This window comes from Pedobacter sp. MR2016-24 (assembly GCF_026239655.1).
Lineage (GTDB): Bacteria > Bacteroidota > Bacteroidia > Sphingobacteriales > Sphingobacteriaceae > Pedobacter.
Genome location: NZ_JAPIVO010000001.1, coordinates 876,020 through 902,595 on the forward strand (window position 1 = coordinate 876,020; position 26,576 = coordinate 902,595).

Annotated in this window: 25 protein-coding genes; 19 read left to right on the forward strand and 6 right to left on the reverse strand. The window is 39.5% G+C overall.

All coding sequences use genetic code 11. From position 1 onward, the window contains the following. Positions 1-108 precede the first annotated feature (108 nt). From OQX62_RS03945 to yihA, 4 genes are all read right to left on the reverse strand, one after another. On the reverse strand, positions 109-2,058 hold the full coding sequence (locus OQX62_RS03945; RefSeq protein ID WP_265830090.1) for an amino acid permease: 1,950 nt from the start codon (positions 2,056-2,058) through the stop codon (positions 109-111). Positions 2,059-2,109: 51 nt separating this feature from the next. Beyond that, complete coding sequence (locus OQX62_RS03950; protein WP_265830091.1) at positions 2,110-3,825, reverse strand: M3 family oligoendopeptidase; 1,716 nt, start codon at positions 3,823-3,825, stop codon at positions 2,110-2,112. A 5-nt stretch (positions 3,826-3,830) separates the two neighbouring features. After that, complete coding sequence (locus tag OQX62_RS03955) at positions 3,831-4,697, reverse strand: UbiA-like polyprenyltransferase (RefSeq protein ID WP_265830092.1); 867 nt, start codon at positions 4,695-4,697, stop codon at positions 3,831-3,833. 74 nt (positions 4,698-4,771) lie between these two features. Continuing rightward, positions 4,772-5,401 (reverse strand): ribosome biogenesis GTP-binding protein YihA/YsxC, encoded by a 630-nt coding sequence (gene yihA / locus OQX62_RS03960; RefSeq protein ID WP_265830093.1) that lies wholly within the window; start codon positions 5,399-5,401, stop codon positions 4,772-4,774. 52 nt (positions 5,402-5,453) lie between these two features. On the opposite strand from yihA, the gene ubiE reads away from it, so the two are divergent. The 14 genes from ubiE (at position 5,454) to OQX62_RS04030 (ending at position 19,209) form a co-directional block, all read left to right on the forward strand. Further along, positions 5,454-6,185 (forward strand): bifunctional demethylmenaquinone methyltransferase/2-methoxy-6-polyprenyl-1,4-benzoquinol methylase UbiE, encoded by a 732-nt coding sequence (gene ubiE, locus OQX62_RS03965; protein ID WP_265830094.1) that lies wholly within the window; start codon positions 5,454-5,456, stop codon positions 6,183-6,185. 46 nt (positions 6,186-6,231) lie between these two features. Further along, complete coding sequence (locus OQX62_RS03970; protein ID WP_265830095.1) at positions 6,232-6,981, forward strand: outer membrane beta-barrel protein; 750 nt, start codon at positions 6,232-6,234, stop codon at positions 6,979-6,981. A gap of 78 nt (positions 6,982-7,059) precedes the next feature. Further along, positions 7,060-7,815, forward strand: a complete 756-nt coding sequence (locus OQX62_RS03975; protein WP_265830096.1) for an SDR family NAD(P)-dependent oxidoreductase — start codon at positions 7,060-7,062, stop codon at positions 7,813-7,815. Between the two features lie 14 nt (positions 7,816-7,829). After that, positions 7,830-8,276, forward strand: coding sequence for a GatB/YqeY domain-containing protein (locus OQX62_RS03980; protein ID WP_265830097.1), 447 nt, complete (start codon positions 7,830-7,832; stop codon positions 8,274-8,276). A gap of 112 nt (positions 8,277-8,388) precedes the next feature. Next, positions 8,389-9,153, forward strand: coding sequence for an alpha/beta fold hydrolase (locus tag OQX62_RS03985; protein ID WP_265830098.1), 765 nt, complete (start codon positions 8,389-8,391; stop codon positions 9,151-9,153). After that, entirely contained in the window at positions 9,153-9,815 is a 663-nt protein-coding gene (locus tag OQX62_RS03990) for a CBS domain-containing protein (RefSeq protein ID WP_265830099.1), read from the forward strand. The genes OQX62_RS03985 and OQX62_RS03990 overlap by 1 nt, the downstream gene beginning before the upstream one ends. A 61-nt stretch (positions 9,816-9,876) precedes the next feature. Next, positions 9,877-10,758: an NAD kinase gene (locus OQX62_RS03995; protein ID WP_265830100.1), complete on the forward strand. Its 882-nt coding sequence runs from the start codon at positions 9,877-9,879 to the stop codon at positions 10,756-10,758. A 1-nt stretch (position 10,759) separates the two neighbouring features. Continuing rightward, complete coding sequence (locus OQX62_RS04000; RefSeq protein WP_265830101.1) at positions 10,760-11,557, forward strand: DUF6089 family protein; 798 nt, start codon at positions 10,760-10,762, stop codon at positions 11,555-11,557. A gap of 206 nt (positions 11,558-11,763) precedes the next feature. After that, positions 11,764-12,504 carry an isoprenyl transferase gene (locus OQX62_RS04005; RefSeq protein ID WP_265830102.1) on the forward strand — a complete coding sequence of 247 codons (741 nt, stop codon included), beginning with the start codon at positions 11,764-11,766 and terminating at the stop codon, positions 12,502-12,504. Between the two features lie 63 nt (positions 12,505-12,567). Then, positions 12,568-15,108 carry an outer membrane protein assembly factor BamA gene (bamA, locus tag OQX62_RS04010; protein ID WP_265830103.1) on the forward strand — a complete coding sequence of 847 codons (2,541 nt, stop codon included), beginning with the start codon at positions 12,568-12,570 and terminating at the stop codon, positions 15,106-15,108. 8 nt (positions 15,109-15,116) lie between these two features. Then, a complete protein-coding gene (locus OQX62_RS04015; protein WP_265830104.1) occupies positions 15,117-15,644 on the forward strand; it encodes an OmpH family outer membrane protein in 528 nt (175 codons plus the stop codon). A 43-nt stretch (positions 15,645-15,687) separates the two neighbouring features. Beyond that, the gene (locus OQX62_RS04020; RefSeq protein WP_265830105.1) at positions 15,688-16,257 is read left to right on the forward strand and encodes an OmpH family outer membrane protein; all 570 of its coding nucleotides are present in this window, start codon (positions 15,688-15,690) and stop codon (positions 16,255-16,257) included. A 59-nt stretch (positions 16,258-16,316) separates the two neighbouring features. Continuing rightward, positions 16,317-17,147 carry a glutamate racemase gene (murI, locus tag OQX62_RS04025; protein ID WP_265830106.1) on the forward strand — a complete coding sequence of 277 codons (831 nt, stop codon included), beginning with the start codon at positions 16,317-16,319 and terminating at the stop codon, positions 17,145-17,147. 160 nt (positions 17,148-17,307) lie between these two features. Next, a complete protein-coding gene (locus OQX62_RS04030) occupies positions 17,308-19,209 on the forward strand; it encodes a class II glutamine amidotransferase (protein WP_265830107.1) in 1,902 nt (633 codons plus the stop codon). Between the two features lie 50 nt (positions 19,210-19,259). Here the strand turns inward: OQX62_RS04030 and OQX62_RS04035 are convergent, their stop codons facing one another. Next, entirely contained in the window at positions 19,260-19,886 is a 627-nt protein-coding gene (locus tag OQX62_RS04035) for a LysE family translocator (RefSeq protein WP_265830108.1), read from the reverse strand. 150 nt (positions 19,887-20,036) lie between these two features. Here OQX62_RS04035 and OQX62_RS04040 point away from each other — a divergent pair, with 150 nt between their 5' ends. The 5 genes from OQX62_RS04040 to OQX62_RS04060 are packed head-to-tail and all read left to right on the forward strand — an operon-like array spanning position 20,037 to position 26,000. Beyond that, entirely contained in the window at positions 20,037-21,644 is a 1,608-nt protein-coding gene (locus OQX62_RS04040) for an MFS transporter (protein WP_265830109.1), read from the forward strand. 4 nt (positions 21,645-21,648) lie between these two features. Next, positions 21,649-22,101, forward strand: a complete 453-nt coding sequence (locus tag OQX62_RS04045) for a deoxycytidylate deaminase (protein ID WP_265830110.1) — start codon at positions 21,649-21,651, stop codon at positions 22,099-22,101. An 8-nt stretch (positions 22,102-22,109) separates the two neighbouring features. Beyond that, positions 22,110-23,639, forward strand: coding sequence for a glutamine-hydrolyzing GMP synthase (gene guaA / locus OQX62_RS04050; RefSeq protein WP_265830111.1), 1,530 nt, complete (start codon positions 22,110-22,112; stop codon positions 23,637-23,639). Beyond that, positions 23,596-24,834 (forward strand): amino acid ABC transporter substrate-binding protein, encoded by a 1,239-nt coding sequence (locus OQX62_RS04055; protein WP_265830112.1) that lies wholly within the window; start codon positions 23,596-23,598, stop codon positions 24,832-24,834. Before guaA ends, OQX62_RS04055 begins: the two co-directional genes overlap by 44 nt. After that, positions 24,831-26,000 (forward strand): RsmB/NOP family class I SAM-dependent RNA methyltransferase, encoded by a 1,170-nt coding sequence (locus OQX62_RS04060; RefSeq protein WP_265830113.1) that lies wholly within the window; start codon positions 24,831-24,833, stop codon positions 25,998-26,000. The genes OQX62_RS04055 and OQX62_RS04060 overlap by 4 nt, the downstream gene beginning before the upstream one ends. Here the strand turns inward: OQX62_RS04060 and OQX62_RS04065 are convergent. Beyond that, positions 25,997-26,563: a MarC family protein gene (locus tag OQX62_RS04065; protein WP_265830114.1), complete on the reverse strand. Its 567-nt coding sequence runs from the start codon at positions 26,561-26,563 to the stop codon at positions 25,997-25,999. The genes OQX62_RS04060 and OQX62_RS04065 overlap by 4 nt on opposite strands. Positions 26,564-26,576: the final 13 nt, after the last annotated feature.

The window sequence follows — 26,576 nt, forward strand, 5'->3', positions numbered from 1 at the left end:
CTTTGGTATCAATAAGAATCACATCGATTTTCTGCAAAGCATAAATCCTGGTATCCATTTACAAATTAGCAAATGGATACCAGGATTTCATAAAACTGCTTTTATTGTTTAAGCAATGTTTTTCTCATTCAGCTTACTGTGTTTAAAACCATAAAGGAAATAAACAATCAGTCCGACGATCAGCCAGATGCCGAACCCTATCCAGTTTGATATACCCAACTCGCACATCATGTACAAACAGCTCAGCAGACCGAGCACAGGGATAAGTGATAAGTTTTTAGTGATGCAATAATAGGTAATGACAACGCAGATAAAGAAGAATATCCACATGGGTATTTTATGCTTAAATAATCCCCAGCCGCTTTCGAATTTTTTATCCGGACTTACTGTGCTTCTTTCAATGAAACTTTGGTACTGTGCTGCACTCAATCCGTTTAGATAAGCTTCTGTATCAATGTTTTTCTCAATTACATTAACTTGTTGCTGCTCGTTTTTAATCTGCGTCTGCACACTACTTAGTTCTGCTGAATTCAGAGAGGTAATAAAACTGATCGGATCATGAACTTTCGCTTTATTGGTAATAAAGTCAGTTGTCTGTGATTTAAGCACGGTAAATCCGGCAATAATTAAAGCAAGAAATACAACAGGGATAATGTATTTAGAATTTGCGTAGGGAATCCTGAACTTACCACGCTGAATATTTGGCTTGTTCTGTAATACCAGAACACCCGCACATACCAATACAAAGGCAAAGAGTGTTCCTATAGAACAAAGATCAGTAACAATGGTAAGGTTCATGAACAGGGAAGGAACGGCAACTACAAATCCAACTACAATTGTGGCGAAGGAAGGTGTTTTATACACGGGGTGTATTTTCGAGAATCTTTTTGGCAGCAGACCATCACGACTCATACTCATCCATATACGTGGCTGCCCCATTTGAAAAACAAGTAGTACACTCGCCATAGCGAAGACCGCACTCACTGCGATTATTCCGCTCATCAATTTAAGATCAATCTGGTCAAATACGAATGCCAGCGGATCACCCACAGCAAGCAGGTCGTATCTCACAATACCAGTCAGTACCAACGCAATGGCGACATATAAAACGGTACAAATAATAATTGCCCACATCATTCCTCTCGGCAAATCTTTTTGCGGGTTTTTGCATTCCTCAGCAGTTGTGGATATTGCATCAAAACCTATATAAGCAAAGAATACAGCTGAAACACCTTTCAGGACGCCAGAGGCTCCGTTAGGTGCAAATGGATTCCAGTTTTTAGTGTCGATATAAAAGACCCCTACAGCAAGTACCAGCAGAATCACAGCTAGTTTAACAATTACCATTGCGTTACTTGCGTTTTTAGACTCTTTCATCCCCCTGTAAACCAGCCAGGTGATGAGTATGATAATACCCAGCGCAGGTAAATCTGCAACAATATGAAAATCACCAATTCGGGGAGCTGTAACCCATGCATTATTTGCAATACGCGTTGCATCATCCAGATTAGCGGAACTTTTTCCGGCATTCATCAGGGCATCTGCATGGGTATGTCCGTTAAATGCGGTAAGGTAGTCCATCGTCATCCAGTCGGGCAGATGAATTCCGTCAATGCCCAATGCGGGTATATGTATGGAGGATAACAAACCCGTGAAATAATCGGACCAGGAAATGGCTACGGTAATATTGCCAATAGCATACTCCATAATGAGTGACCAGCCTATGATCCATGCAACAAGTTCTCCAAATGCTACGTAAGAGTAAGTATATGCACTTCCTGAAACCGGAACCATAGAGGCGAACTCAGCATAGGCAAAAGCGGCGAAACTACAGGCGATAGCGGTAAAAATAAATAAGAATATCACTGCGGGGCCACCGTCTGCACTCGCTTTTCCGATAGTACTGAAAATTCCGGCACCTATAATTGCAGCAATTCCGAATGCAGTCAGATCTCTAACACCAAGTGTTTTATTCAAAGATGCATGATCGCCGTAGCCTTTTTCTGCATCTTCCAGTATTTTAGTAATTGACTTTTTTCGGAAAAGATTCTCAAACATAATTAGCAATTGGGGTGGTTTTTCGCCTAAATTATAAAAATACTATTAAAACTAGTCTAGTTTAGCGAGTTCATCTTTTACAAATAACGCTAAATCCTTAATATAGCTGCTGCTGAAATCAAATTTGATACCTGCAGTTTCATATATTTCGTTCATTGGTTTTGTATAGCCTAATGCCAGGGCATCCAGGTACTGCTGTAAGGCTTTCTCCGGGTTTTCCTTGTAGTTTTTCCATATTGCTATTGCACCAAGCTGCGCAATGGCATACTCAATATAGTAAAAAGGAACCTCAAAAAGGTGTAGTTGTTTTTGCCATACGTTACCAAATTCATGTTCTAATCCATCCCAGTTTGCGAAACCAGCACCAAAACGGTTATAGATTTGTTTGAAAGCCTCTTCTCTGTCGGCCGCATTATGGGAAGGATTGGTATAAATCCAGTGCTGAAACTGATCAATTACGGCTACCCATGGTAATGTTTTTAATACATCAAGCAATTGTTCTTTTTTTGCACGGATCAGGTCGCCTTCATTGTCAAAATAAACCGGCCACTGATCCATTGAAATTAATTCCATGCTCATCGAAGCAAGTTCGGCAACTTCAGACGGGCAATGTTTAAAGTCGTTCAGCTCCAGGTTTGCCGTTAGAAAAGTATGCACAGCATGACCACCTTCGTGAACCATTGTCGTCAGGTCTCTCAACGATCCCGCAGAGTTCATGAAGATAAATGGAGCGCCGGTTTCTGCAAGCGGGTAATTGTATCCGCCCGGAGCTTTACCTTTTCTGCTTTCTACATCAAAAAGGTTATTCGCCTTCATGGTATTCAGCATTTGTCCCAGTTTAGGGTCAATCGAGGTGAAGGCTGTAATGGTTTTATCAATCAGTTCTTCACCGTTTTTAAACGGTTTAAGTGCTGGTTTGCCGGAAGTACTCACTTCCATATCCCATGGCTTTAATTCTTCCAGTCCTAATAACTCTGCTCTTTTTTCTGCCTGTTCTTTTAATAGGGGAACAATTTCCTTTTCAATAGCTTCATGGAATTCGTAACAATCCTTAACATCATAATCGAATCTGCCCAGGGCCTGGAACATGTAATCTCTGTAGTTTTCAAACCCAGCATTTAATGCTACCTGATGGCGCATTACGATGAGTTCGTCGAACAATATATTCAATGCGTCTTTATCTACCAGACGCCGTTGCTGTATGGTTTCCCAGGCCTGCTGACGAACGGCTCTGCTGATATCTTTTATGAAATTTGAGGCTTGTTCCAGCGTATATTCCTGGTCATTCAGCACCACGCTCATTGCACCTGTTGTAGACTGATATCTTTGTTGTGCTACCTGTAATTTGGTAAACAGCGCTACGTTTTCTTCCCTGTAAATTTCCAGCGACTTTCTAATGGCACGCAGGTATACAAAGTATTTTTCCTGATCCAGTTCTTCTGCAAATTCGCTCGCAATCAGTTTCTTATTGAGCAGGTTGGCTACAGGAGAAATTTTCGGTTCAATTTCGGTAGCAAAATACTGGAATTTTTGTACTAGGTCTTCATTTGCGGTATCGCAACTCATCCGGATATATCTCCATGCAAAATCTTCTTCCAGTGCTGCTTCCAGTTCACTTTTATCTTTTAACCATTTTTCCAGCTCTTGTACGCTATTGATCTCGCGGTTTAACAACTCGTCCAGTATAGGTGAAAGGTTGTCCCATTTCATTTCTATGGTTTGTGGTATATAGGTTCTGGTTTTTTTAGGGATGATAAGATTAATCATGAGGTTTAGAATTTTAAATAAGTTCTTAAAAAGGCATCCAGTAAAAAACAGACAGCAAAAACTACCGAAGCAATGCCGTTTGATGTCTGAAATGCACGATTTACTTTACTGATATCATTAGGTTTTACCAGCAGGTGCTGATAAATAAGCATAGAGCAGAAGAAAGCTACTCCCAGATAATAAGCCCAGCTGAATGTAGTGAAGAAAATAGGCAATATCACACATAAAGCAGAGAAAACGTGAAGGAATTCAGAAAGGCGCAGTGCTTTTTTTCTCCCGAGTGCGGAAGGGATGGAGTGCAGCTGCTCTCCTTTATCAAATTCTTCATCCTGGAGCGCATAGATAATATCAAATCCGCTTACCCAGAATAATACCGCAAAGGAGTACAGCACAGGAACAATATTAAACTGGCCTGTAACAGCGATATAAGCACCTATTGGTGCAAGTGATAAACCCAGACCAAGTACCAGGTGACATAGCGCAGTAAATCTTTTGGTATAGCTGTAAAATAAAACTACAAATAGCGCTACTGGTGAAAGATAAAGGCAAAGGGAGTTAATGAAGGCAGTTGTGGCTACAAAGAGTATACAATTGACAATCACAAAAATAAGTGCCGAATTTGCAGACACCTTTCCTGCCGGAATATCACGCATTTGTGTACGCGGGTTTTTCGCATCAATGTCTCTGTCCAGATACCTGTTAAAGGCCATTGCTGCGTTACGGGCAAATACCATACACAGCAATACCAGAACCAGCAGCAGCCAGTTGAAAGGATGATCAGTAGTCGTTACTCCCAGGAAGAAGCCTATCATTGCAAAGGGGAGTGCAAAAACTGAATGTGCAAACAGCACAAGCGAGAAGTACTTTTTCATTAATATATTCTTTTGATGAGCAAGACCTGCACATAAATAAGGGTTATTAAGGCCTTATGATGCAGGTTTTATAATTAGCTGTTATCGTTAGGCGTAAGTATCGGCATGGCGAAATCCAGGTTCGTCTGCTCAATGAAATTCAAAATCTCCTCTTTTCCTATTCCTTTTTCTGAGGAAGTGGTGAATGTTGGTGGTACTTCTTCAAACCAGCCAGATAATTCCTTCTTAAAAAGCGCGATATTCTGATTTGTTTTTGAGGGCGACTGTTTATCTGTCTTCGTAAAGGCCAGAACAAAGGGAATCTGAATCTCTCCCATCCAGCAGCAAAACTCAATATCAATCTTTTGCGGTGGTATTCTGCTGTCAATTAAAACAAATACACACTGTAAACTTTCTCTTTTTGTGATGTAATTACGGATGAATTTCTCCCAGCTTTCACGGCTGTTTTTAGAAACTTTAGCATAACCGTAACCGGGTAAATCTACGATATACCATTTTTCATTAATCAGAAAATGGTTGATTAACTGCGTTTTTCCAGGTTTCTGCGATGTTTTTGCCAGACCATGCTGGTTAACAAGCATATTGATAAGTGAAGATTTTCCTACATTTGAACGGCCTATAAAAGCATATTCCGGCATGTTCGCTACCGGTAGTGCAGCCATCTTCGTGTTGCTGCAAATAAAAGTTGCTGATTTTATAATCATTTGACAAAGGTAGAAAATTAGTTTTCAACAATACTTATCTTTGCTCCACACCATGAACGAAAAAATAACACCATACCAATCTGAGACGATTACAAAGAAAGAACAGGTAGCTACTATGTTCAATAATATTTCAGGTACTTACGACTTTTTAAATCACTTTCTTTCTCTTGGAATTGATATCATATGGCGTAAAAAAGCGATCAGAGAGCTGAGTGCCCTTCGGCCACGCGTAATGCTTGATGTAGCTACCGGCACAGGCGATTTCGCTTTTGAGGCTATAAAAATATTGAATCCTGAAAAAATTACGGGTGTAGATATTTCTGTGGGTATGCTTGATGTGGCACGTAAGAAGATCGCTGAGCGCAATTTACAGCATGTGTTTTCGGTGCAGACTGGTGATTCTGAGGGTTTGCATTTTGAAGATAACCACTTTGATGCGATTACAGTGGCTTTTGGGGTCAGGAATTACGAAAATCTGGAGAAAGGATTAGCGGATATGCTGCGTGTACTTAAACCAGGTGGGAAAATTGTGATTTTAGAATTTTCCAAGCCAACAGCTTTTCCCGTGAAGCAGACCTATAACTTCTATTTTAAATATCTGCTGCCTGTTTTTGGTAAATTATTTTCAAAAGATGCCAGAGCTTACACTTATCTGAACGAATCTGTGATTGCATTTCCTGATGGTAAATCTTTTACGCAATTAATGGATAAAGTAGGCTATCTTCAAACTAAACACAGGCCATTAACATTTGGAATAAGTGCTATATACACGGGTATAAAATAATTTGTTAAAGAACCAGCATACAGTAAAACGAAAGCTATAAATAGGTATGAAAATAAAACTGAGTTTTCTTGTGCTGTTCACGTTTATCTTTGCTGCGGCCAGGGCCCAGAACTGGGGCGGCGGTGTAGATGATGAGAAGGTACATTTCGGATTTACCTTCCAGTATACCAATTCACTCTATAAAATCCAGAAGAAGTCCGGCTGGAGAGCTCCATTCCTGGATCCGGAAACTGGTGCTCAGCTCACAGATTCGTTGTCTGCCCTCTACGGCAAATCATCACCTGGCTTTGGGATCGGCTTTGTCATCAATGGCAGGATCAGTAATCATGCAGATGTGCGTTTAACCCCGGTTCTTGTTTTCACAGACCGGATCATTTCTTACGATTATGTGCAGCCTACTACGGTGAACATGCCTTTCAGTACGATCGACCAAAAGGTACAGGCTACGATGGTGGAATTTCCATTAGGCATCAAGATAAAATCTAACAGGCGGAATAACTTTAGGGCCTATATGTTATATGGTGCGAAGTATTCAATGGATATCACATCGAAAAAAAAGACAGAAGACGGGGGGAATGATTATTTATACAAATTCCTGAAAAACAAAAAGAGTTACCTGTCTTACGAAGCCGCCTTTGGGATGGATCTGTACTTTGAGTATTTCAAAATGTCTCCCGAGATAAAATTCTCCTATTCTCCAAAAAATATATTGGATACTAATTCTCCAAATCCATATAATATGCCAATTGATAAGCTAACGTTACGTCATGTTACGTTCAGTTTATTTTTTGAATGATGGAGCAACATTAAAAAATCATAGCTTTGCGCTATCAATGCTTAATTGCAGATCAATTTCGAATTTAATATCAGACACATGAAAACCGCATTAATTACTGGCGCAACTTCGGGCATAGGGAAAGCTTGTGCGCACACCTTTGCACAACAGGGATACAGATTGATTTTAGTTGCAAGACGAGAGCATGAACTGGTTAAGATAGCAAAACACCTGGCGGATAAATACGCTGTTGCTGTAGAAACGCTTGTTGCGGATGTAAGAGATAATACGGTGCTTACACAAGTATTGGAAAGCCTGGCAGAAGACTGGAAGACTGTTGATGTACTGGTGAATAACGCCGGACTGAGTCAGGGTTTGGATCCAATTGATAAGGGTGATACGAATGATTGGGATACAATGATTGACACCAATGTGAAAGGATTGCTTTATGTGACGAGGATTGTATCGGGCTGGATGGTGAGTCATAAAAAAGGCCACATTATCAATATCGGTTCAATAGCAGGTAAAGAAGTTTATCCAAACGGTAATGTATACTGTGCTACAAAACATGCGGTTGATGCACTAAATAAAGGAATGCGGATGGATCTTCTTCCTCATGGCATTAAAGTAACAGCAATTAATCCCGGAATGGTGGAAACGGAATTTTCTGTGGTCCGCTTTAAAGGAGATGAAGATAAAGCGAAAAAAGTTTATGAGGGACTGGAGCCTTTGCTTGCTGATGATATTGCAGAAGCGATCTGGTTTGTGGTTAGTCGCCCCGCTCATGTAAATATAAATGATATGCTGATTATGCCAACGGCGCAGGCATCAGCTACATTAGTACAAAGAAATTAGTAAAAATTAAATATATGGTATCGACTACTATCGATCAGAAAATAAAAGAAGCCATGTTGGCTAAAGATCAGGCTAAATTGAGAGGCTTCCGTGCAATAAAGGCTGCTTTATTACTGGCAAGAACAGAAAAAGGCAGTTCAGAAGAGATTGATGAAGAGGCAGAACTGAAAATCCTTCAGCGTTTAATTAAACAAAGAAAAGAGTCGTCTGATATTTACAAGCAACAGGGAAGGGCAGATCTTGCGGTTATCGAAGATGAGGAAATTGAAGTTATCAGTCAGTTTATGCCCCAGCAAATGAGCAAAGAAGAGATAGAGGCAGTAATAGCCAATATCATCACGGCTTCCGGAGCATCTTCAGTAAAAGATATGGGAAAAGTGATGGGCCTTGCAAATAAAGAACTGGCTGGTAAAGCAGATGGGAAATTAATTGCTGAGATTGTGAAGACCCAATTGGCATAAATTGTGTTACCTATCTTTTTGTGAAGCTTAAATTTTAAAAATTAACACATTATATTGTTTTAATTTAACTTTAGTCTACTAACTTAGTAGCACATCTTACAGATAATTAATTATGAAATACGAGGTAATAGAAGACGACGGGTTTAATTATATAGAAGCTGGAAAAGGAGAAACCCTGGTATTACTTCATGGTTTGATGGGAGAGTTAAGTAACTGGGAACCTACAATTGATTATTTTAAAGATCGTTATCATGTTCTTGTACCAATTTTGCCCATTTATGAATTGCCTTTGCTTACTTTAGGTGTAAAGAGTCTAGCGAAGTATGTTCATAAATTTATTAAATTTAAAAAGCTTGGCCAGGTTGTGCTTATTGGTAACTCTCTAGGCGGACACGTTGGTTTGGTAGTTACTGCGGCTCATCAGGAAAGTGTAAAAGCACTGGTGCTTACCGGAAGTTCTGGCTTATATGAAAATGCTTTTGGAGGTTCATTTCCAAGAAGAGAAAGTTATGATTATATTCGTGAAAAGGTAGCTTTTACTTTTTACGATCCTGCAATAGCAACAGATGAACTGGTTGATGAAGTTTTTAAGTCTGTGAATGACAGGTCCAGGGTAATTCGTATTCTGGCATTAGCAAAATCTGCTATCCGTCATAACATGTCGAAGGATCTTTCGAAAATCACTATTCCGGTTTCACTGATCTGGGGCAAACAGGATAAGGTTACCCCACCAGAAGTTGCTGAAGAGTTTCATCAGCTGTTACCGAACTCTGAATTGAACTGGGTCGACAAATGCGGGCACGCACCAATGATGGAGCGTCCTGAAGAATTTATCACTTATCTAAACACGTTTTTAGATAGAATATTGCTGAAATAATGTTTGCATCTGAACTCATATCCAACTCCATTCCACCGCTGCGAACGTCTGACTCTGTACAGACCGCACTGGATAGATTGGCTGAGTTCAAATTATACCATTTGCCGATAGTGAATGATACCCAGTTCCTGGGTATTGTTGCTGAAGACGAATTGCTGGAAATCAGGAATACTGAAGAAGCTATCGGCGCACTTTCACTGACGATTCTTAATCCTTTTGTTTATCAGGATGTACATGTTTATGATGTCATTAGAATATTTGATCAGTTGAAGCTTTCTATAGTGCCTGTACTGGACTACAAAAAAAACTATCTTGGAATTATTTCTGTACACAATATACTCAGTTATAGCTCAGAGATTTATGCCGTTAAAGAGCCCGGTGGTATCATTGTGCTGGAGATTAACAACAGGAACAACTCCTTGTCGCATATGGCCCAGATCGTTGAAGGCGATAATGCACAGATTCTTTCTTCTTATGTACAGTCTTTCCCTGATTCCACAAAATTAGAAGTGACTTTAAAAATCAACAAAACAGAGCTTTCAGGAATTATATCTTCTTTTGAACGTTATAATTACCAGGTCAAAGCTGTATTTAACAGCACTATTACCGATAATGGTACAGAAGACAGGTATAATTCACTTATGAACTACTTAAACATATAATTCCGGTATGGAATCTGGTTTATATACGCTTCATCACCTATAAAAATTCAAATTTATTCTAATGAAAATTGCAATATACGGTAGAGAGTTTAATAACAGCGTTTTACCTTTTGTTCAGGATGTATTTGATGCCTTGCAGCAGTTTGAAATTCAAACCCTGGTCTACCACAAATATTACGAATTTATACAGGATAAAGTAAAGCTTCCGGCTAATCTGGAGACCTTCTCCAGCCATCTTGACCTGGAAAATAATGCAGATGTGTTAATCAGCCTTGGTGGCGACGGTACCTTACTGGATACGCTGGCTTTGGTCAGAAAATCCGGCACTCCTGTTATCGGGATCAACTTCGGGCGACTGGGATTTCTGGCCAGTATCAATAAAAACGAAATTAAAACTGCTATTGAGGCCCTGCTGAACAAACAGTTTTCTATTGATAAAAGAAGCCTGCTGAATATAGAGTCCAAACACCATCTTTTCGGAGAAGAAAATTTCGCATTGAATGATATAACTATTCATAGACGTGATAATACGGCGATGATGATCATACATGCGTATATGAATGATGAGTTTATCAATTCATATTGGGCAGATGGATTGATCATTGCCACTCCTACAGGTTCCACGGCTTACTCTTTGAGTTGCGGCGGACCAATTATATTCCCAAGTTCACAAAATTTTGTAATTACTCCCATTGCTCCGCATAACCTGAATGTACGTCCGGTCATTATTCCTGATGATGTAAATTTAAGGTTTGAAGTGGAAGCCAGAAGTACCAAGTTTCTCGTATCTTGTGATTCAAGAACGGCTACAGTAGACCGCTCTGTGAAAATAACGATTAGTAAGGCTGATTTTTATGTGAACCTGATCAGGTTAAATAATGAAAGTTACCTGACTACATTAAGGAATAAATTACTTTGGGGTATCGATACCCGTAATTATTAAGATGAGGTTTATAAAGGTTTTATCGTCTGTTTTTCTGTTCATTGCGGCTACTGTTGCTTCACAGGCACAAACTATGGAGGTTGGTGTAAATGTTGGTGCTGCGGGTTATATGGGAGACTTAAATCAGACTAATCCGTTCGACTTCAGTGGAATTGCTTTTGGTGGTTTTGTGAAAGCTAACCTGGATCCGTATTGGGCAATTGGCATCCATTATAATCATGGCAGAGTGAAAGACAACGACGCTTTTTCAGCTAATGCCGATTTCAGGGCAAGAAATCTGAATTTCTCCACTCCTCTGAATGAACTGAGTCTGCAGGTTGACTTTAACTTCCTTGAATACTTTGCAGGAGGTGGAACTAAAGGTTTTACACCTTATATTTTTACGGGAGTCGGAGGTGTATTATTTAATCCCAAAGCAGTTTATCAGGATCAGGAATACCAGTTGCGCTACTATGAGACAGAAGGAAAATCCTATAAAAATTATGCGCTAAGTATTCCCTATGGAGTGGGCGTAAAGTACCGCATTGCAGACCGTTTGGGGCTATTTTCCCAATTGGGCTACCGCACCGTAAGTTCTGATTATCTGGATGATGTGGGTGATAAATATCCCCTAAATGCTGTTTATGGTGCAGTTGACGCTGATCATCAGCAGCGGATTAACCTGTCCAACCCTTCCGCCTTTCCGGAAAGAATGAATCCTGGTGGACAGCGGGGAGATTTTGTTAAAAAAGATACCTATTTCTTTTTCCATATAGGCATTTCATATACCTTCCTGTCCGACAAATGTTTTACCTTTTGATGCCGGCTTCCGCCGTACTGTAAAGCTGTATAAATTTATGGTAGAAATAAACAAATAACTTATAACTTTGGCCTCTTGTTTCAGGGGATGCAGACTAACAATTTGATTAACAAATTATTAAAATGGGCATTATAGGTGCCGATCTTTATAAAATCAATGTTGATTCTTTTGAATGTTAGACATTTTAGCCATATTTGCACAAATACATGGGATTTAAAGAACAAATCGATAAAAATCGTTTACCGGAGCACATTGCCATTATCATGGATGGTAACGGCAGGTGGGCGAAAAATCAAGGTAAATTCAGGTCTTTCGGTCATGAAAGCGGAGTTTTATCTGTGAAAGATATTGTAGAAGGATGTGCTGAAATAGGTATAAAATATCTTACTATCTATGCTTTTTCTACAGATAACTGGAACAGACCTGTTGAAGAAGTGAATGCATTGATGGAGCTTTTTATAGCAACTATCAACAATGAAACTGACACGCTTAATGCCAATAATATCCGGTTAAATGCCATTGGTGATATTGCCTCTTTACCTCAGCAATGCATTGAAGATTTAAAAAGCGCAATGGATAAAACTGCAAATAATACCACCTGCACACTTACTCTTGCCTTGAGTTACAGTGCCAAGTGGGAGATCCTGGATGCAGCAAAAAAACTGGCTAAACAGGTGCAGGATCAGCAGCTCACTATTGATGAGATTACTGAGGTTAAATTTTCTTCTCAATTAACAACTGTAGACATGCCGGATCCGGAACTGATGATCAGAACCAGTGGCGAACACAGAATCAGTAACTTCTTATTATGGCAAATGGCCTATACCGAATTATATTTCACTGAAAAATTATGGCCTGATTTCAGGAGAGAAGACCTTTTTGAAGCTATTGTAGACTACCAGAAACGCGAGCGTCGCTTCGGTAAAATTAGTGAACAGTTGAACTAATTTTACTTTTAACACTTTTTAACATGTGTTTAAATTAACTTAGCAACGTTTTTTAGATTGTAAATGAAAAGAATATACCAACTCATATTATTGTTATTGGTCGGCTTACCGACAATGGCACAAATTACCCGTCCACAGTCGAATCCTGCTACCCCCAGCTTAAAAGTTAAAGGCACGGATTTAGATTATTTTCAACCTAAGGAATATATAATAGGAGGAACAACTTTAAGTGGTGCAAAGTTTATTGATAAAGAAGTTATTATCACACTTTCTAAATTAATAAAAGGTGAAAGGATTTTACTGCCAGGCGAAGCTACTTCTGCAGCAATAAAAACACTATGGTCGCAGGGATTGTTTGATGATGTAGAATTGAATATTGATAAAATAGTGGAAGACACTGTTTACTTTGACATTCAGGTGGTGGAACGTCCGCGTTTAAGCTCATTCGAACTTAACGGACTGACCAAATCTCAGAAAACGGATATTACCGAAAAACTGAATTCAAAATCGGGGAAAACGATCATCAATGAGAATACTTACAATAGTACCACCGGTACGATCAATAAGTACCTCGCAGAAAAGGGATATTTTTTCACTAAGATAGAATACAAAACAAAACCAGATCCTAATATGGAGAATGGAGTTGTTTTACAGGTTTTTGTAGATAGAGGCCGTAAGGTTAAAGTCCATGAGGTATTATTTACGGGGAATAAAGATTTCAAATCTTCTCAACTGCGTAAATATCTCAAGAAAACCAAGCAGCAGGCATTTTATAAAGTATTTGGTTCCGGTAAATTCAGCAAGGAGAAATACGAAGAAGATAAGGAAAAGCTGATTGCTAAAATGCAGGAAAAAGGTTACCGTGATGCGGTAATCATTAAGGATACTACGTATAAATACAATGAAAAATCTATAGGTGTTAAAATAGATCTTTATGAAGGACCTAAATATTATGTTGGTAATATCAGCTGGACCGGAAATGCAAAGTATGCTACAAAAGATTTAACAAAAGTATTGGGTATAGAAAAGGGGGAGATTTTCAGTGAGGAGAAGTTGAATGTTAAATTACACGGTAATGGTGCTGAGAGTGATGATGTGTCGAGTATATATCTGAACGATGGTTACCTGACTTTTAACGTTGAGCCTGTACAAACTAAGATTTATAATGATACAGTAGACCTGGAAATCAGAATCTATGAAGGTCCGCAGTACACGAACAACAGGATTACGGTAAAAGGTAATACGATTACAAATGACCGTGTAGTATTGCGTGAGGTACGTACAAAACCGGGAGATAAATTCTCTAAAGAAGCACTGGTACGTACGGTAAGGGATCTTGGTCAGTTAGGAAACTTTGATGAATCCAAAACTGTGCCTACGCCTAAGCCAAACCCTTCTGATGGTACTGTTGATATTGAATATGCTGTAGAAGAAAAACCTTCTGATCAGGTGGAGTTATCTGGTGGTTTTGGTGGTGGCCGTGTAATTGGTACTATCGGACTAACGTTTAACAACTTCTCTTTAAGAAATATTCTGAACCCTAAAGCTTATCGCCCGCTTCCAAAAGGAGATGGACAGAAATTGAGTTTGCGCGGTCAAACAAATGGTAAATACTACCAGTCTTACAGTTTCTCTTTCTCAGAGCCATGGTTAGGTGGAAAGAAACCGGTTAGTTTTGGTTTAAGTGCTTTTACTTCGTTGCAGTCGAACAATGTTACAGGCGCTCAGGGAACCAAAATACGTTTAAATGGTGTTACTGTCAGTTTAGGTAGAAAATTGAACTGGCCGGATAACTATTTCCAGTTGGTTCACTCCATCAATGCACAACAGTATATCCTGAATAATTATGGTGGTTACCTGTTCAGTACCGGTACTTCATATAACTTTAACTTAACACAGGAATTTAGCAGGGATTCGAGGAATTCACCGATTTTCCCTACAGAAGGTTCGTATTTCAAATTCACTATCCAGGCTACGCCACCATATTCATTACTAAATAACACGAACTATGCAACAGCATCGGACAAACAACGTTATAGGTTCACTGAATATCACAAATGGAAATTTGAAGGACAGTGGTTCCAGAGATTAGCCGGTAAGTTTGTGGTTAAAGCTCAGGCTCAGTTTGGCTTCTTGGGCTTGTATAATAAAGCTGTTGGTCAGTCTGCCTTTGAAAGATTTAAGTTAGGTGGAGATGGTATGCAGGGATTTGACTTCCTTCAGGGATCTGAATTGATTACAATGCGTGGTTATGCTAATAATGTGGTTATCCCGGTTGGAGCGGATGTGAATACAGCGAGACAATCTGGTAGTCCGATCTTCAGTAAATATGTAATGGAATTACGTTATCCTGTTATTGCCAGTCAGTCTGCAACAGCATATCTGATTGGATTTGCAGAGGGTGGAAATACATGGAACAGGTTTGCTGATTTCAATCCATTTAACGTTAGAAGGTCTGCAGGTATTGGAGCTAGAATATTTTTACCGATATTTGGAATGTTGGGTATAGATTACGGACATGCATTTGATAATATTCCGGGAATCAGAGATGCTAAACAAAACTTTACATTCAGTATTGCTCAGCAATTGGGAGGATTTAATTAATAGAGATTATGAAAAAAGTTATTTTAATAGGATTTTTAGTTTTTGCAGGATTTGGCGCTTTTGCACAGAAGTTTGCCTATGTGGATACGGAATATATTCTTAAAAATTTGCCGGAATATAAGTCGTCCCAAAACCAGCTGAACGTTTTGTCTCAGCAATGGCAGAAAGATGTTGACGCTAACTTTACGGCAATCGATAAAATGTACAAAGCTTATCAGGCTGATCAGGTTTTATTGACTGATGATATGCGTAAACGCAGGGAGAACGATATCATTGAAAAAGAAAAAGAGGCTAAAGAATTCCAGCGTCAGAAATTTGGTCCGGATGGAGAACTTTTCCAGACACGTAGTAAATTGCTGAAACCGATTCAGGATAAAGTGACTGCAGTGATTGCTGATCTTGCCAAGTCTAAATTCCTTGATTTCATTTTTGACAAAAGCAGTGAAGCTACGATGATGATTTATTCCAGTAGCAATTATGACTTAAGTAATGATGTTATCATTAAATTGGGTTATAAACCAGGGACAGTTAAATAAACACACATAAATAAATTTAAAACCATTATTAAGAACAATAGAAATGAGAAAGTTAATTAACGTATTTTTTGTAGCAGCTGGCTTATTGTTTACTGCTAATGTTGCCAGTGCCCAACAAAAAATTGCACACCTGGATTCTGAATCAATTTTTGCAAGTATGCCTGAAGCGAAAACTGCTACAGCTTCTCTGGAAACTCTTCAGAAACAAAAACAAGCTGAAATTGAAAAAATGCAGGCAGAATACACAACTAAGTATGAAGCTGCTGTTGCAAAAAACAAAACATTGAGCGAAGCCAATAAAGAAATTGTTGGTAAAGAATTACAAGCAATGGGTGTTGAATTAGATGATATGAAAAAACGTATCGGTGAAGCAACTCAGAAAGCGCAACAAGATATCGCTACTAAACAAGGCGAACTGTTGGCTCCGTTAAACACTAAATTTATCACAGCGGTTAAAGCGGTATCTAAAGAAAAAGGATATGCTTACGTATTTGATATCTCTTCACAACAAGGTGCAAACAACCTGTTGGCATGGGAAGGTGGTGATGATGTTACTGCTGCTGTTAAAGCTAAATTAGGTATCTCGGCAACTGCTGCAGCACCAAAAAAATAATCTTAAAAAAATGTTAAATTGCGGGGCCGGGATATATATCCCGGCCCCGTTTTTTTGTTATGATACATAAAAAATCTATAGGTATTTTTGATTCAGGTTATGGTGGGCTGACCGTATTTAAGGCAATTGCCAATAAACTTCCTGATTACAATTATATCTACCTGGGAGATAATGCCCGCGCTCCTTATGGAGACCATTCTTACGAAACTGTTTACCAGTATACACTGGAATGTGTGGAATGGTTATTTGAACAGGGATGTCCCCTGGTTATTCTGGCCTGTAATACCGCATCGGCTAAAGCGCTGCGTACTATTCAGCAAAAAGTACTTCCGGTAAAGTACCCACACCATCGCGTATTGGGTGTTATAAGGCCCACAGCAGAAGTGATCGGAAACTATACTGCTTCTGGTAAGATTGGTGTAATGGGGACGAGAGGAACGATCAATTCTGAGTCTTATCCGATAGAGATCCACAAGTTTTTTCCTGAACTGGATGTGGTTCAGCAAAGCTGCCCGATGTGGGTACCTTTAATTGAAAATAATGAACACCTGCAGGAAGGGGCTGATTATTTTGTGCAGGAATACATGGACCAGTTACTGGAAAAATCTCCGGATATTGATGCCATACTTTTGGCCTGCACACATTATCCTTTACTGATCCCAAAAATCAGTAAATTATTGCCGGAGGGTTTCAAACTGATTGCACAGGGGGATATCGTAGCAGACAGTCTGTCGCTCTATCTGGTCAACCATCCTGAAATAGAGGAGCTGCTGAACAAGGACGGAGAGAAACAATTTTTTACGTCCGGTGATCACCTGGTCTTCGATAAAAATGCATCCATATTTTTTGATAAAGAAGTGATGTCGCAACAAATAAATCTTAAGATTTAGGTTTTTATTTTAGAATTAAATTACGATATAGAAAGCTGTTCTTCTGCCTTTAAGGTACTGAAAACGCCTGTTTTTTGATAAGTCAGAATAATGAAAGATTATACTTCTTTCTAGGTTCTGATTATTATTAACGGTAAATTTGCCGCTCAATTAACACACAATGAGCGATCAGATCAAACACGAATGCGGAATTGCCTTTATCCGTCTCTTAAAACCTCTCTCATACTATCAGGAAAAGTACGGTACTGCACTTTATGGCTTAAACAAGCTATACCTGCTGATGGAGAAACAACACAACAGGGGACAGGACGGAGCCGGGATTGCAACGATTAAATTGGATGTAAAGCCGGGACACCGCTACATTAGCCGTTACCGATCGATGGCACAGAATGCCGTCGCAGATATCTTCGGATATGTACACAACAAATTTGTCGACATCCAGAATGATACTCCTGAATTGATGCAGGATGCAGAGTGGTTAAAACAAAATGTAAGTTTCATCGGGGAGGTATTGTTAGGACACCTTCGTTATGGTACTCACGGACAGAACAGCATAGAAAACTGCCACCCATTTTTACGTCAGAATAACTGGATGACGCGTAACCTGGTTATTGCTGGTAACTTCAACATGACAAATGTTGATGAGCTGCTGGAACAATTGTATGAGCTTGGTCAGCATCCAAAAGAGCAGGCAGATACTGTTACTGTTTTAGAAAAAATCGGTCATTTCCTGGATGATGAAAACCAGGAGTTATTTGACACTTATAAAAAAGAAGGACTCTCTAATGTAGAGATCACCCAAAAAATATCCAATAATCTTAACATTGGTAATATTCTTCGCCGCTCTGCCAAAACATGGGATGGCGGATACGCTATTTCAGGTATCGTAGGTAACGGAGATGCGTTTATATTGCGTGATCCATCTGGAATCAGACCAGCCTATTTTTATCAGGATGATGAGATTGTTGTTGCTGCGTCTGAGCGTCCTGCCATCCAGACTGCATTTAATGTTGCTTTTGACAGTGTTCAGGAAATTAAACCAGGACACGCACTGATCGTTAAAAAAGATGGTACTGTTTCACAGGAAATTTTCAGGGAGCCTCAGGAAAAAAGAGCCTGTTCTTTTGAACGGATCTATTTCTCCCGTGGCAGTGATGCAGAAATCTATAAAGAAAGAAAACATTTAGGAGAACTATTGATTCCACAGGTTTTGGGAGCAGTAAATTCTGACCTTAAAAATACTGTTTTTTCATTCATTCCAAATACTGCAGAAATTTCATTCTATGGTATGGTGGAAGGCTTGCACCAGCATATTAAAAAAGTACAGAAAGACACTTTAATTGAACGCAAGGAAAGCCTGACAGATACTGAGCTGGATGAATTGTTATCAATGTCTCCGCGTGTAGAGAAGCTGGCTATTAAAGATGTAAAACTACGTACGTTTATTACAGCTGATGCCGATCGTAAAGAGATGGTAGCGCATGTTTATGATACTACGTACGGGGTGATTAAAAATCATACCGATACGTTGGTTGCTGTTGATGATTCGATTGTTAGGGGTACTACACTTAAACAAAGTATCATCAAGATCATCGATAGATTACAACCTAAAAAAATCATCATCGTTTCTTCTGCGCCGCAGATCCGTTACCCGGATTGTTATGGTATAGATATGTCTAAAATGGGACAGTTTGTTGCTTTTGAAGCGGCTATACAACTGTTAAAAGAACGCGGACTGGAGCATATCATTGAAGAGGTTTATCAGAAATGTAAAGCTTCCCTGCTTTTACCTAAAGAAGAGATTGTGAATCATGTGAAAGATATTTACAGACCTTTCAGACAAGAGGAGATATCAGCACAGATCACTAAAATCATTACACCTGAGGGCACTAATGCAGAGGTAGAAGTGATTTATCAGACTTTGGATAATTTACATGTTGCTTGTCCGAATCATACAGGCGATTGGTATTTCTCAGGTAATTACCCAACACCTGGTGGTAATAAAGTAGTAAACAAAGCTTTTGTGAACTGGAAAGAAGGTAACAACCAGAGAGCGTACTAGTAAATATGCTGAATCATAAAACAGGCTGCAATCGAAGATTGCAGCCTGTTTTATTTATAATATTTGATCACTACCTCGATAAATAACCTGATCGCAAAAATGATAATCACGCAGCCGGCAATCCTGTTTAATGCGCGGATATTCTTCTCCTTAATCTTGTAACGGAGTTTGGCAGCATAAAATGTTTTAAGAAAGTCGACGAATAGCTGTGTAGCCATTGCCACGATAAAGAATACAACCTTCTCCGCCATCGCATAATGCAGTTGTCCTGAAACAATACCGCCGACCATGATCCAGAACATGAGTGTGGTAGGAGACAACAGGCACATCAGGAAACCTTTGATGATATATCCGCGCTTACGGACCTTGATGATTTCTGAGGTTTCGTAATTCACTTTCACTTTATTGATCAGATAATAGAGACCTACTCCCAATAAGAATAAACCACCTATGATGCCGATATAAATATTATATGTGGAATTGTAATCTACAAACTGGGAGCTGAAGATCGTCAGACTAATAAAGATGATGTCACTCAGGATAACGCCTATTGCTAAAGAAAAACCTGCTTTGAAGCCCTTTTCAATACTGGTCTTTATCATGGAAAAAAAGACGGGCCCGGTTAAAAACGAAAACAAAATACCCGCACCAATCCCTTGTAATATTGCTTCAATCATTAAATGTCACATATGTTCGGCGCTAATATCCGATTTTATACCTTAAATACGCCTATTTTTTTTCCTTCATTTATTGTGCATATTGCAAACTTTTACATACAGTTTATTTTATCTATGTTTATGCGCTTCAAATAGAGCGTTAACAATTTTATGGAACAACAAACAAAACAAAATTACGGGACTGCGTTGTATTCAATCATCACAGTATTCTTTTTCTGGGGCTTTGTAGCTGCATCCAATGGTATATTTATCCCATTTTGCAAGACTTACTTCCACCTCACCCAATTTGAATCTCAACTGATAGATTTTACTTTTTATGGAGGTTATTTTATTGGGTCTTTGATTCTATATTTTGCTTCTCAGGCGAGCAGAGTCGACATTCTTAATAAAATAGGCTATAAAAAAGGGATCATAGCCGGATTGGTAATTTCAGCCGTAGGTGCTTTATTAATGGTTCCTGCAGTACATTCAGGTTCTTTTGCTTTTATCCTTGTTGCTTTTTTTGTTATCGCAATTGGATTTTCTTTGCAGCAGACCGCTGCCCAGCCATTTGTTGTGGCCCTGGGTGCACCTGAAAGCGGAACACACCGCTTAAATCTGGCCGGGGGATTAAATAACTTTGGTGGTTTAATGGGACCTGTAATTGTAAGTATCGTCTTATTCGGCTCTGCCAGCGATGCTGTTCCTAAAATAGTAGAAATATCTTCCATCACAACTTTATACTACGCACTTGCAGGGCTATTTTTATTAGTAGCTGTCTTTTATGCAATCACTAAATTACCTGATGTAACCAGTACGGAGAAAATAGAAGCAAGTCCTAAATCCAATGGTCCTTTAGTGGTCATGATACTTGGATTCTTAGTGGTTTTGGCTGCACAGCCTTTATCCAAAATGACCGGACTGGCAGAAGCTAACTTTGTATATTCTTCGCTGGTATTTATCATAGGCTCGCTGATCTATGTTTATCTTAAAAAGAAGGAGAATCTAAACCAATGGGGAGCAATGCAGTATCCTCAACTCATTCTGGGCATGATTGCCTTATTTACTTACGTAGGTGTAGAAGTAACTATTCAGAGTAATTTAGGGGCCTTGCTGCAACTGGAAAATTTTGGTGGTTATGCTGAATCCAGTATCAAGCCTTTTATTGCGCTGTATTGGGGAAGTATGATGATAGGTCGCTGGACGGGTGCAGTAAGTGCATTTGATTTGAGTAAAACGACTAAAAACATATTGACAGTTATCGTGCCTTTTGTAGCTTTTGGTGTGATCCTGCTGGTTAACCACTTTACAGGGACAAATGTAGATAACTTATATATCTATGCGATTTGTGTTGCTGTTCTCGTTGTCGGATTTTTTATTGGTCAGGAAAAACCGGCAAAAACACTAGCGATATTTGCTACGCTTGGGGTGGTGTCTATGGTCATAGGATTATTTACTACAGGAATTGTTGCCACCTTGGCATTTATTAGCGGGGGACTCTGCTGTTCTATCATGTGGCCGTCTATCTTTGCGCTGTCGATCACCGGTTTGGGTAAGTATACCAGTCAGGGTTCTTCATTTTTAATTATGATGATTTTAGGCGGGGCAATCCTTCCGCCTGTTCAGGGTAAATTGGCAGATACACATGGTATTCACAGTTCCTATATTATTCCTGCAATCGGATTTGTTTACCTGATCTTTTTTGCCTGGAAAGTAAGCGGTGTACTGAAAAAACAAGGGATTAATGTAGAAGCTATTGAAGCTGAAGGAGGACATTAATTTAATGAAGATTAAACCTGGTTTCGACCATATTTATATGAATTTAGCTGTCGACCTGGCTGCCCGCTCGCATTGCGTGAGGGCCCAGGTCGGCGCTGTTTTAACAAAAGATACCCGTATCATCTCTATAGGTTATAACGGGCCACCTGCCGGGACACATAACTGCGATGAGGAATGGCCTGAGACAGGATGTGACCGGGATTCCCGCGGAAGCTGTTCACTCGCCCTGCATGCGGAAGAGAATGCCATCCTTTACGCTACCAAAAACGGATCCAGACTGGAAGGATCAACACTGTATACCACCTTGTCTCCCTGCATCGCCTGTGCCAGGTTAATCCTGTCCTCAGGCATCAAATATGTCATATTTAAAGACTCCTATGCAGCCTATAAGGGTTTGGCAAGTGATGAAGGTGTGGATTTCTTAAAAAGATTCGGTGTTGAAGTGAATAAATACTAACTTTGGCCATGCTAGAAAAAATCATCATTATCGATTTTGGATCTCAATTTACACAATTGATAGCCCGTAGGGTACGAGAATTGAATGTTTATTGTGAGATACATCCATTTAATAATATTCCGGAGACCTTATCAGACGTTAAAGGTATCATCTATTCAGGTAGCCCTTACTCTGTGCTTCAGGAAGATGCCCCTCAAATTGATTTAAAACGCTTTCACAACAATTATCCTGTACTGGCGGTATGTTATGGTGCGCAGTATCTTGCACAGCAGTCTGGCGGTCAGGTACATGCTTCGTCTTCCCGTGAATATGGAAGGGCGAATCTGAATTTTATCAATACAGAAAACAAACTCTTAAAAAATATAGGATTAGGCTCGCAGGTATGGATGTCACATGGTGATACGATTACTGTTGTACCAGAATCTTTTGAGATCATAGCAAGTACTGACAGTGTAAAGGTTGCAGCCTTCCAGGTGAAGGACTCTTCTACTTATGCTATTCAGTTTCACCCTGAAGTAACGCACAGTACTGATGGTAAACAACTACTGGAAAACTTTTTGGTAGATATCTGTGGTTGTGCCCAGTCATGGACACCTGATGCATTTGTAGAAACTACTATTGCAGACCTGCAGGCGAAATTAGGAAATGATAAAGTAGTCCTTGGTCTTTCAGGTGGTGTAGATTCGAGTGTAGCAGCTATATTGCTTCACAAAGCTATCGGGAAAAACCTGCATTGCATTTTTGTTGATAACGGACTGCTGCGTAAAGATGAATATGAAGCTGTTTTAGAACAATACAAACATTTAGGATTAAATATAAAAGGTGTAGATGCGAAAGACAGGTTTTTGAGTCAGCTTGCTGGTCTTAAAGATCCTGAATTGAAACGTAAAGCGATAGGACGTGTATTTATCGAAGTTTTTGATGATGCAGCCCATGAGGTACAGGATGTGAAATGGCTGGCTCAGGGTACTATTTATCCTGACGTAATTGAGTCGATTTCTGTGAAGGGACCTTCTGCAACTATTAAATCTCACCATAACGTTGGTGGTTTGCCTGATTTCATGAAGTTGAAAGTGGTTGAGCCATTAAATACTTTATTCAAGGATGAAGTGAGAAGAGTAGGTAAATCATTAGGCCTGGCTGATTTTATTTTAGGTCGCCACCCTTTCCCGGGACCGGGACTGGCGATCAGAATCCTGGGTGATGTAACTGCAGAAAAGGTTGCTATTTTACAGGAAGCAGACGCGATTTATATAAACAATTTGAGAGAAGCGGGGTTATATGATCAGGTTTGGCAGGCTGGAGCAATCTTTTTACCTGTTCAGTCGGTAGGAGTAATGGGCGATGAACGTACCTACGAGAATGTGATTTGCCTTCGCGCTGTAGAATCTGTGGATGGTATGACTGCCGATTGGTGTCATTTGCCTTACCCTGTACTTGCGAAAATTTCCAATGAAATCATCAATAAAGTAAAAGGTATAAACCGGGTTGTATATGATATTAGTTCAAAACCACCCGCTACAATTGAGTGGGAATAGAATATTAAGTTTTTTGTTGATCTGTTTTTGTCTGGGTGCGTGTTCACCCAGGACAAAAACAGTTAAACAGCCTCAAAAAGACGTAGTAAAAAAAGACGATCCTGCTGGTAAAAATACGACCAGGAAACTCACCGAAGCCAATATTTCATTATTGCTTCCTTTCAATGTTAATCAGCAGAAAGTACATACTGGTAAGAAGGCCGAGATAGAAAAATCTGCTATGGCGATTGACTTTTATCAGGGCTTTAAAATGGGCTTGGATTCGGCTGCCGCTTCAACCGGACTGGATTTCAGGTTGAAGGTGCTGGATACTAAAGATAATGCCGTTCAGATCAGTAATCTGATTAAAGGCGGGCAGCTCAATGGCAGCGACCTGATTGTGGGACCTGTATTTCCAGATGGAATAAAGTTTATCACTAATTATTCCATTGCAAATCATTTACCTGTCATCTCTCCGCTGGCAGCGTCTCATCCGGATGAGTTTAACAATCCCAACCTGATTTCGGTAGTTAATAATATTGAACTGCATGCGCAAAAAATAGGTGATTATATCAGAAGAGCGTACAATTCTCAAAATACCATTGTGGTTCTGATTAATCCGAAAAAGTCTACTGATGAAGTGATGGCCGTGCCTTTAAGAAAATATTTTCAGGAAGGAAAAGGAATAGCTTATAAATTTCAGGAATACAGTTCTGTTTATACGATGGAAACCAAACTCCTTGCAGATAAACAATATGTTGTATTAATGTCTACCGCCGACCGTCAGTTTGTGGTTGCTACCTTGGATAAGCTGGCTAAAATGAAGACTAAAGGACTGCAGGTAAGTTTATTTGGTCATCCAAACTGGATAAAGCAAAATTACAATACAGATAAACTGCAATTGCTGAATACCAGAATTACCTCGTCGTACTATATCAATTATAAGAGCAGTGAGGTCATCAGGTTTGTTAAAGCTTACCGCAAGCTCAACAGTTTCGAGCCCGGAGAGTATGCATTTAAAGGTTTTGACATCGGACTTTACTTTGGGACAGTATTCTCCAGATATGGATATAACTATCTCAAATACCTGCCTGCAGAAAAGTATACCGGATTTCACAACTCTTTTTCCTTTATCAAGGAAGAAAGATTGGGGTATATCAATACCAGTTTAACCTTGCTGGAATATAAAAATTATGCACTTAAACCAATAGAATGAGAATAGAGCATCAGATCCGTTCCTTTGAACAGGCATTCGAAAATTATGATGGTAAATTGCCTTTGCACAGGTTCCTGGTGGGTTACTTTAAGCAGCATAAACAAATGGGTTCGTCTGACAGGCGTTGGGTGACGCGATACCTTTACAGTTACTTCAGGTTGGGTAAGGCGCTGAAAAATGAAGACCGCCTGTTGCGACTGGCCATTGCGGATTTCCTTTGTAACCAAACCATCAGTTTAATGATTACGCAGTATCTGCCCGATTTTGCGGATCAGATTGTGCTGCCCGTTCAGGCGAAAATTGTCCTGATAGAAGATAGATTTCCATTATTTGATCTGGCTGATGTTTTTCCTTTTGAAGCTGACTTGTCTGATACTATTGTAAAAACTGATTTTCTACAATCGTTTTTCATTCAGCCTGATTTATTCATTCGTGTTTTACCGGAAGAACATCAAAAAATTGTGGGGCAGCTGATTAAGGAAGAGGTTACTGTCAGGGAAATCAGTGAGTATACACTGGCTTTGCCTAATGGTACTAAACTGGAAAAACTGATTCCTGAAGCTAAATTTTATCAGGTACAGGATTTGTCTTCTCAAAAGACAGGGGAATTATTTGATCCTAAGCCTTATGATTACTGGTGGGACTGTTGTGCTGCTTCAGGAGGTAAATCTCTGCTGCTGCATTCTATAGAGCCTAAAATCCAATTGCTGGTAAGTGACGTAAGAGAGAATAGCCTGCATAACCTGGATGACCGCTTTTTATCGGCCGGACTAAAAAAGTATCAGAAAAAAGTGCTGGACCTGCTGCAGAATAATGAGCTGGAAATGCATCATTATGAATTCGATGGAATTATATTAGATGCGCCATGTTCAGGATCTGGTACCTGGGGAAGGACACCGGAAATGCTTTATCATTTTGAAACGTACAAGATTGCTTATTTCTCTAACCTGCAGCAAAGCATAGCTTCCAATGTAGTTAAATATTTAAAACCGGGAAAGCCGTTGATTTATATCACCTGTTCTGTTTTTAAAGAAGAAAATGAGCGGGTAATTGATTATCTGATCAACAGGCTTCCGTTAAAATTGGAGTCGATGGAAACTATCAAAGGTTACAACGACAAGGCGGATACCATGTTTATCGCACGCCTGATCAGACAGGAAGGTTAAAGTCCTGTATTGTTACGGAATAACTTAATGGCGATAGCCAGCAGAATTACGCCAAAAGCCTTTCTCAATACATTTAAGCCTGATTTGCCAAAAAGCTTTTCCAGGCGTTCTGTATTTTTAAGCACAATGTAAACAAATATGATGTTGATTACGATGCCCACTACTATATTCTGTGTGGCATATTCTGTTTTCAGAGAGAGCAGGGTAGTCATTGTCCCTGCACCCGCAATCAATGGAAAAGCAAGTGGTACAATAGAAACTGTTTCCGGAGCTTCCTCTTTAAAAATGGTTAAGCCCAATACCATTTCCATTGCAATGAAAAAAATCACCAGCGATCCTGCTATAGCGAAAGACTCTACATCGAGGCCAATTACTTTTAACAGGGTTTCACCCGCAAAAAGGAATATAATCATGAGCGTAGCCGCTACCAAAGTGGCCTTTTCCGACTCTATATGACCTGCCTTACGTCTTAATTCAATCACAACAGGTATAGAACCTAAGATGTCAATGATGGCAAACAAGACCATTGACGTAGAAAGTATCTGGCTAAAATTGAATTCCATATTGCATGATTTT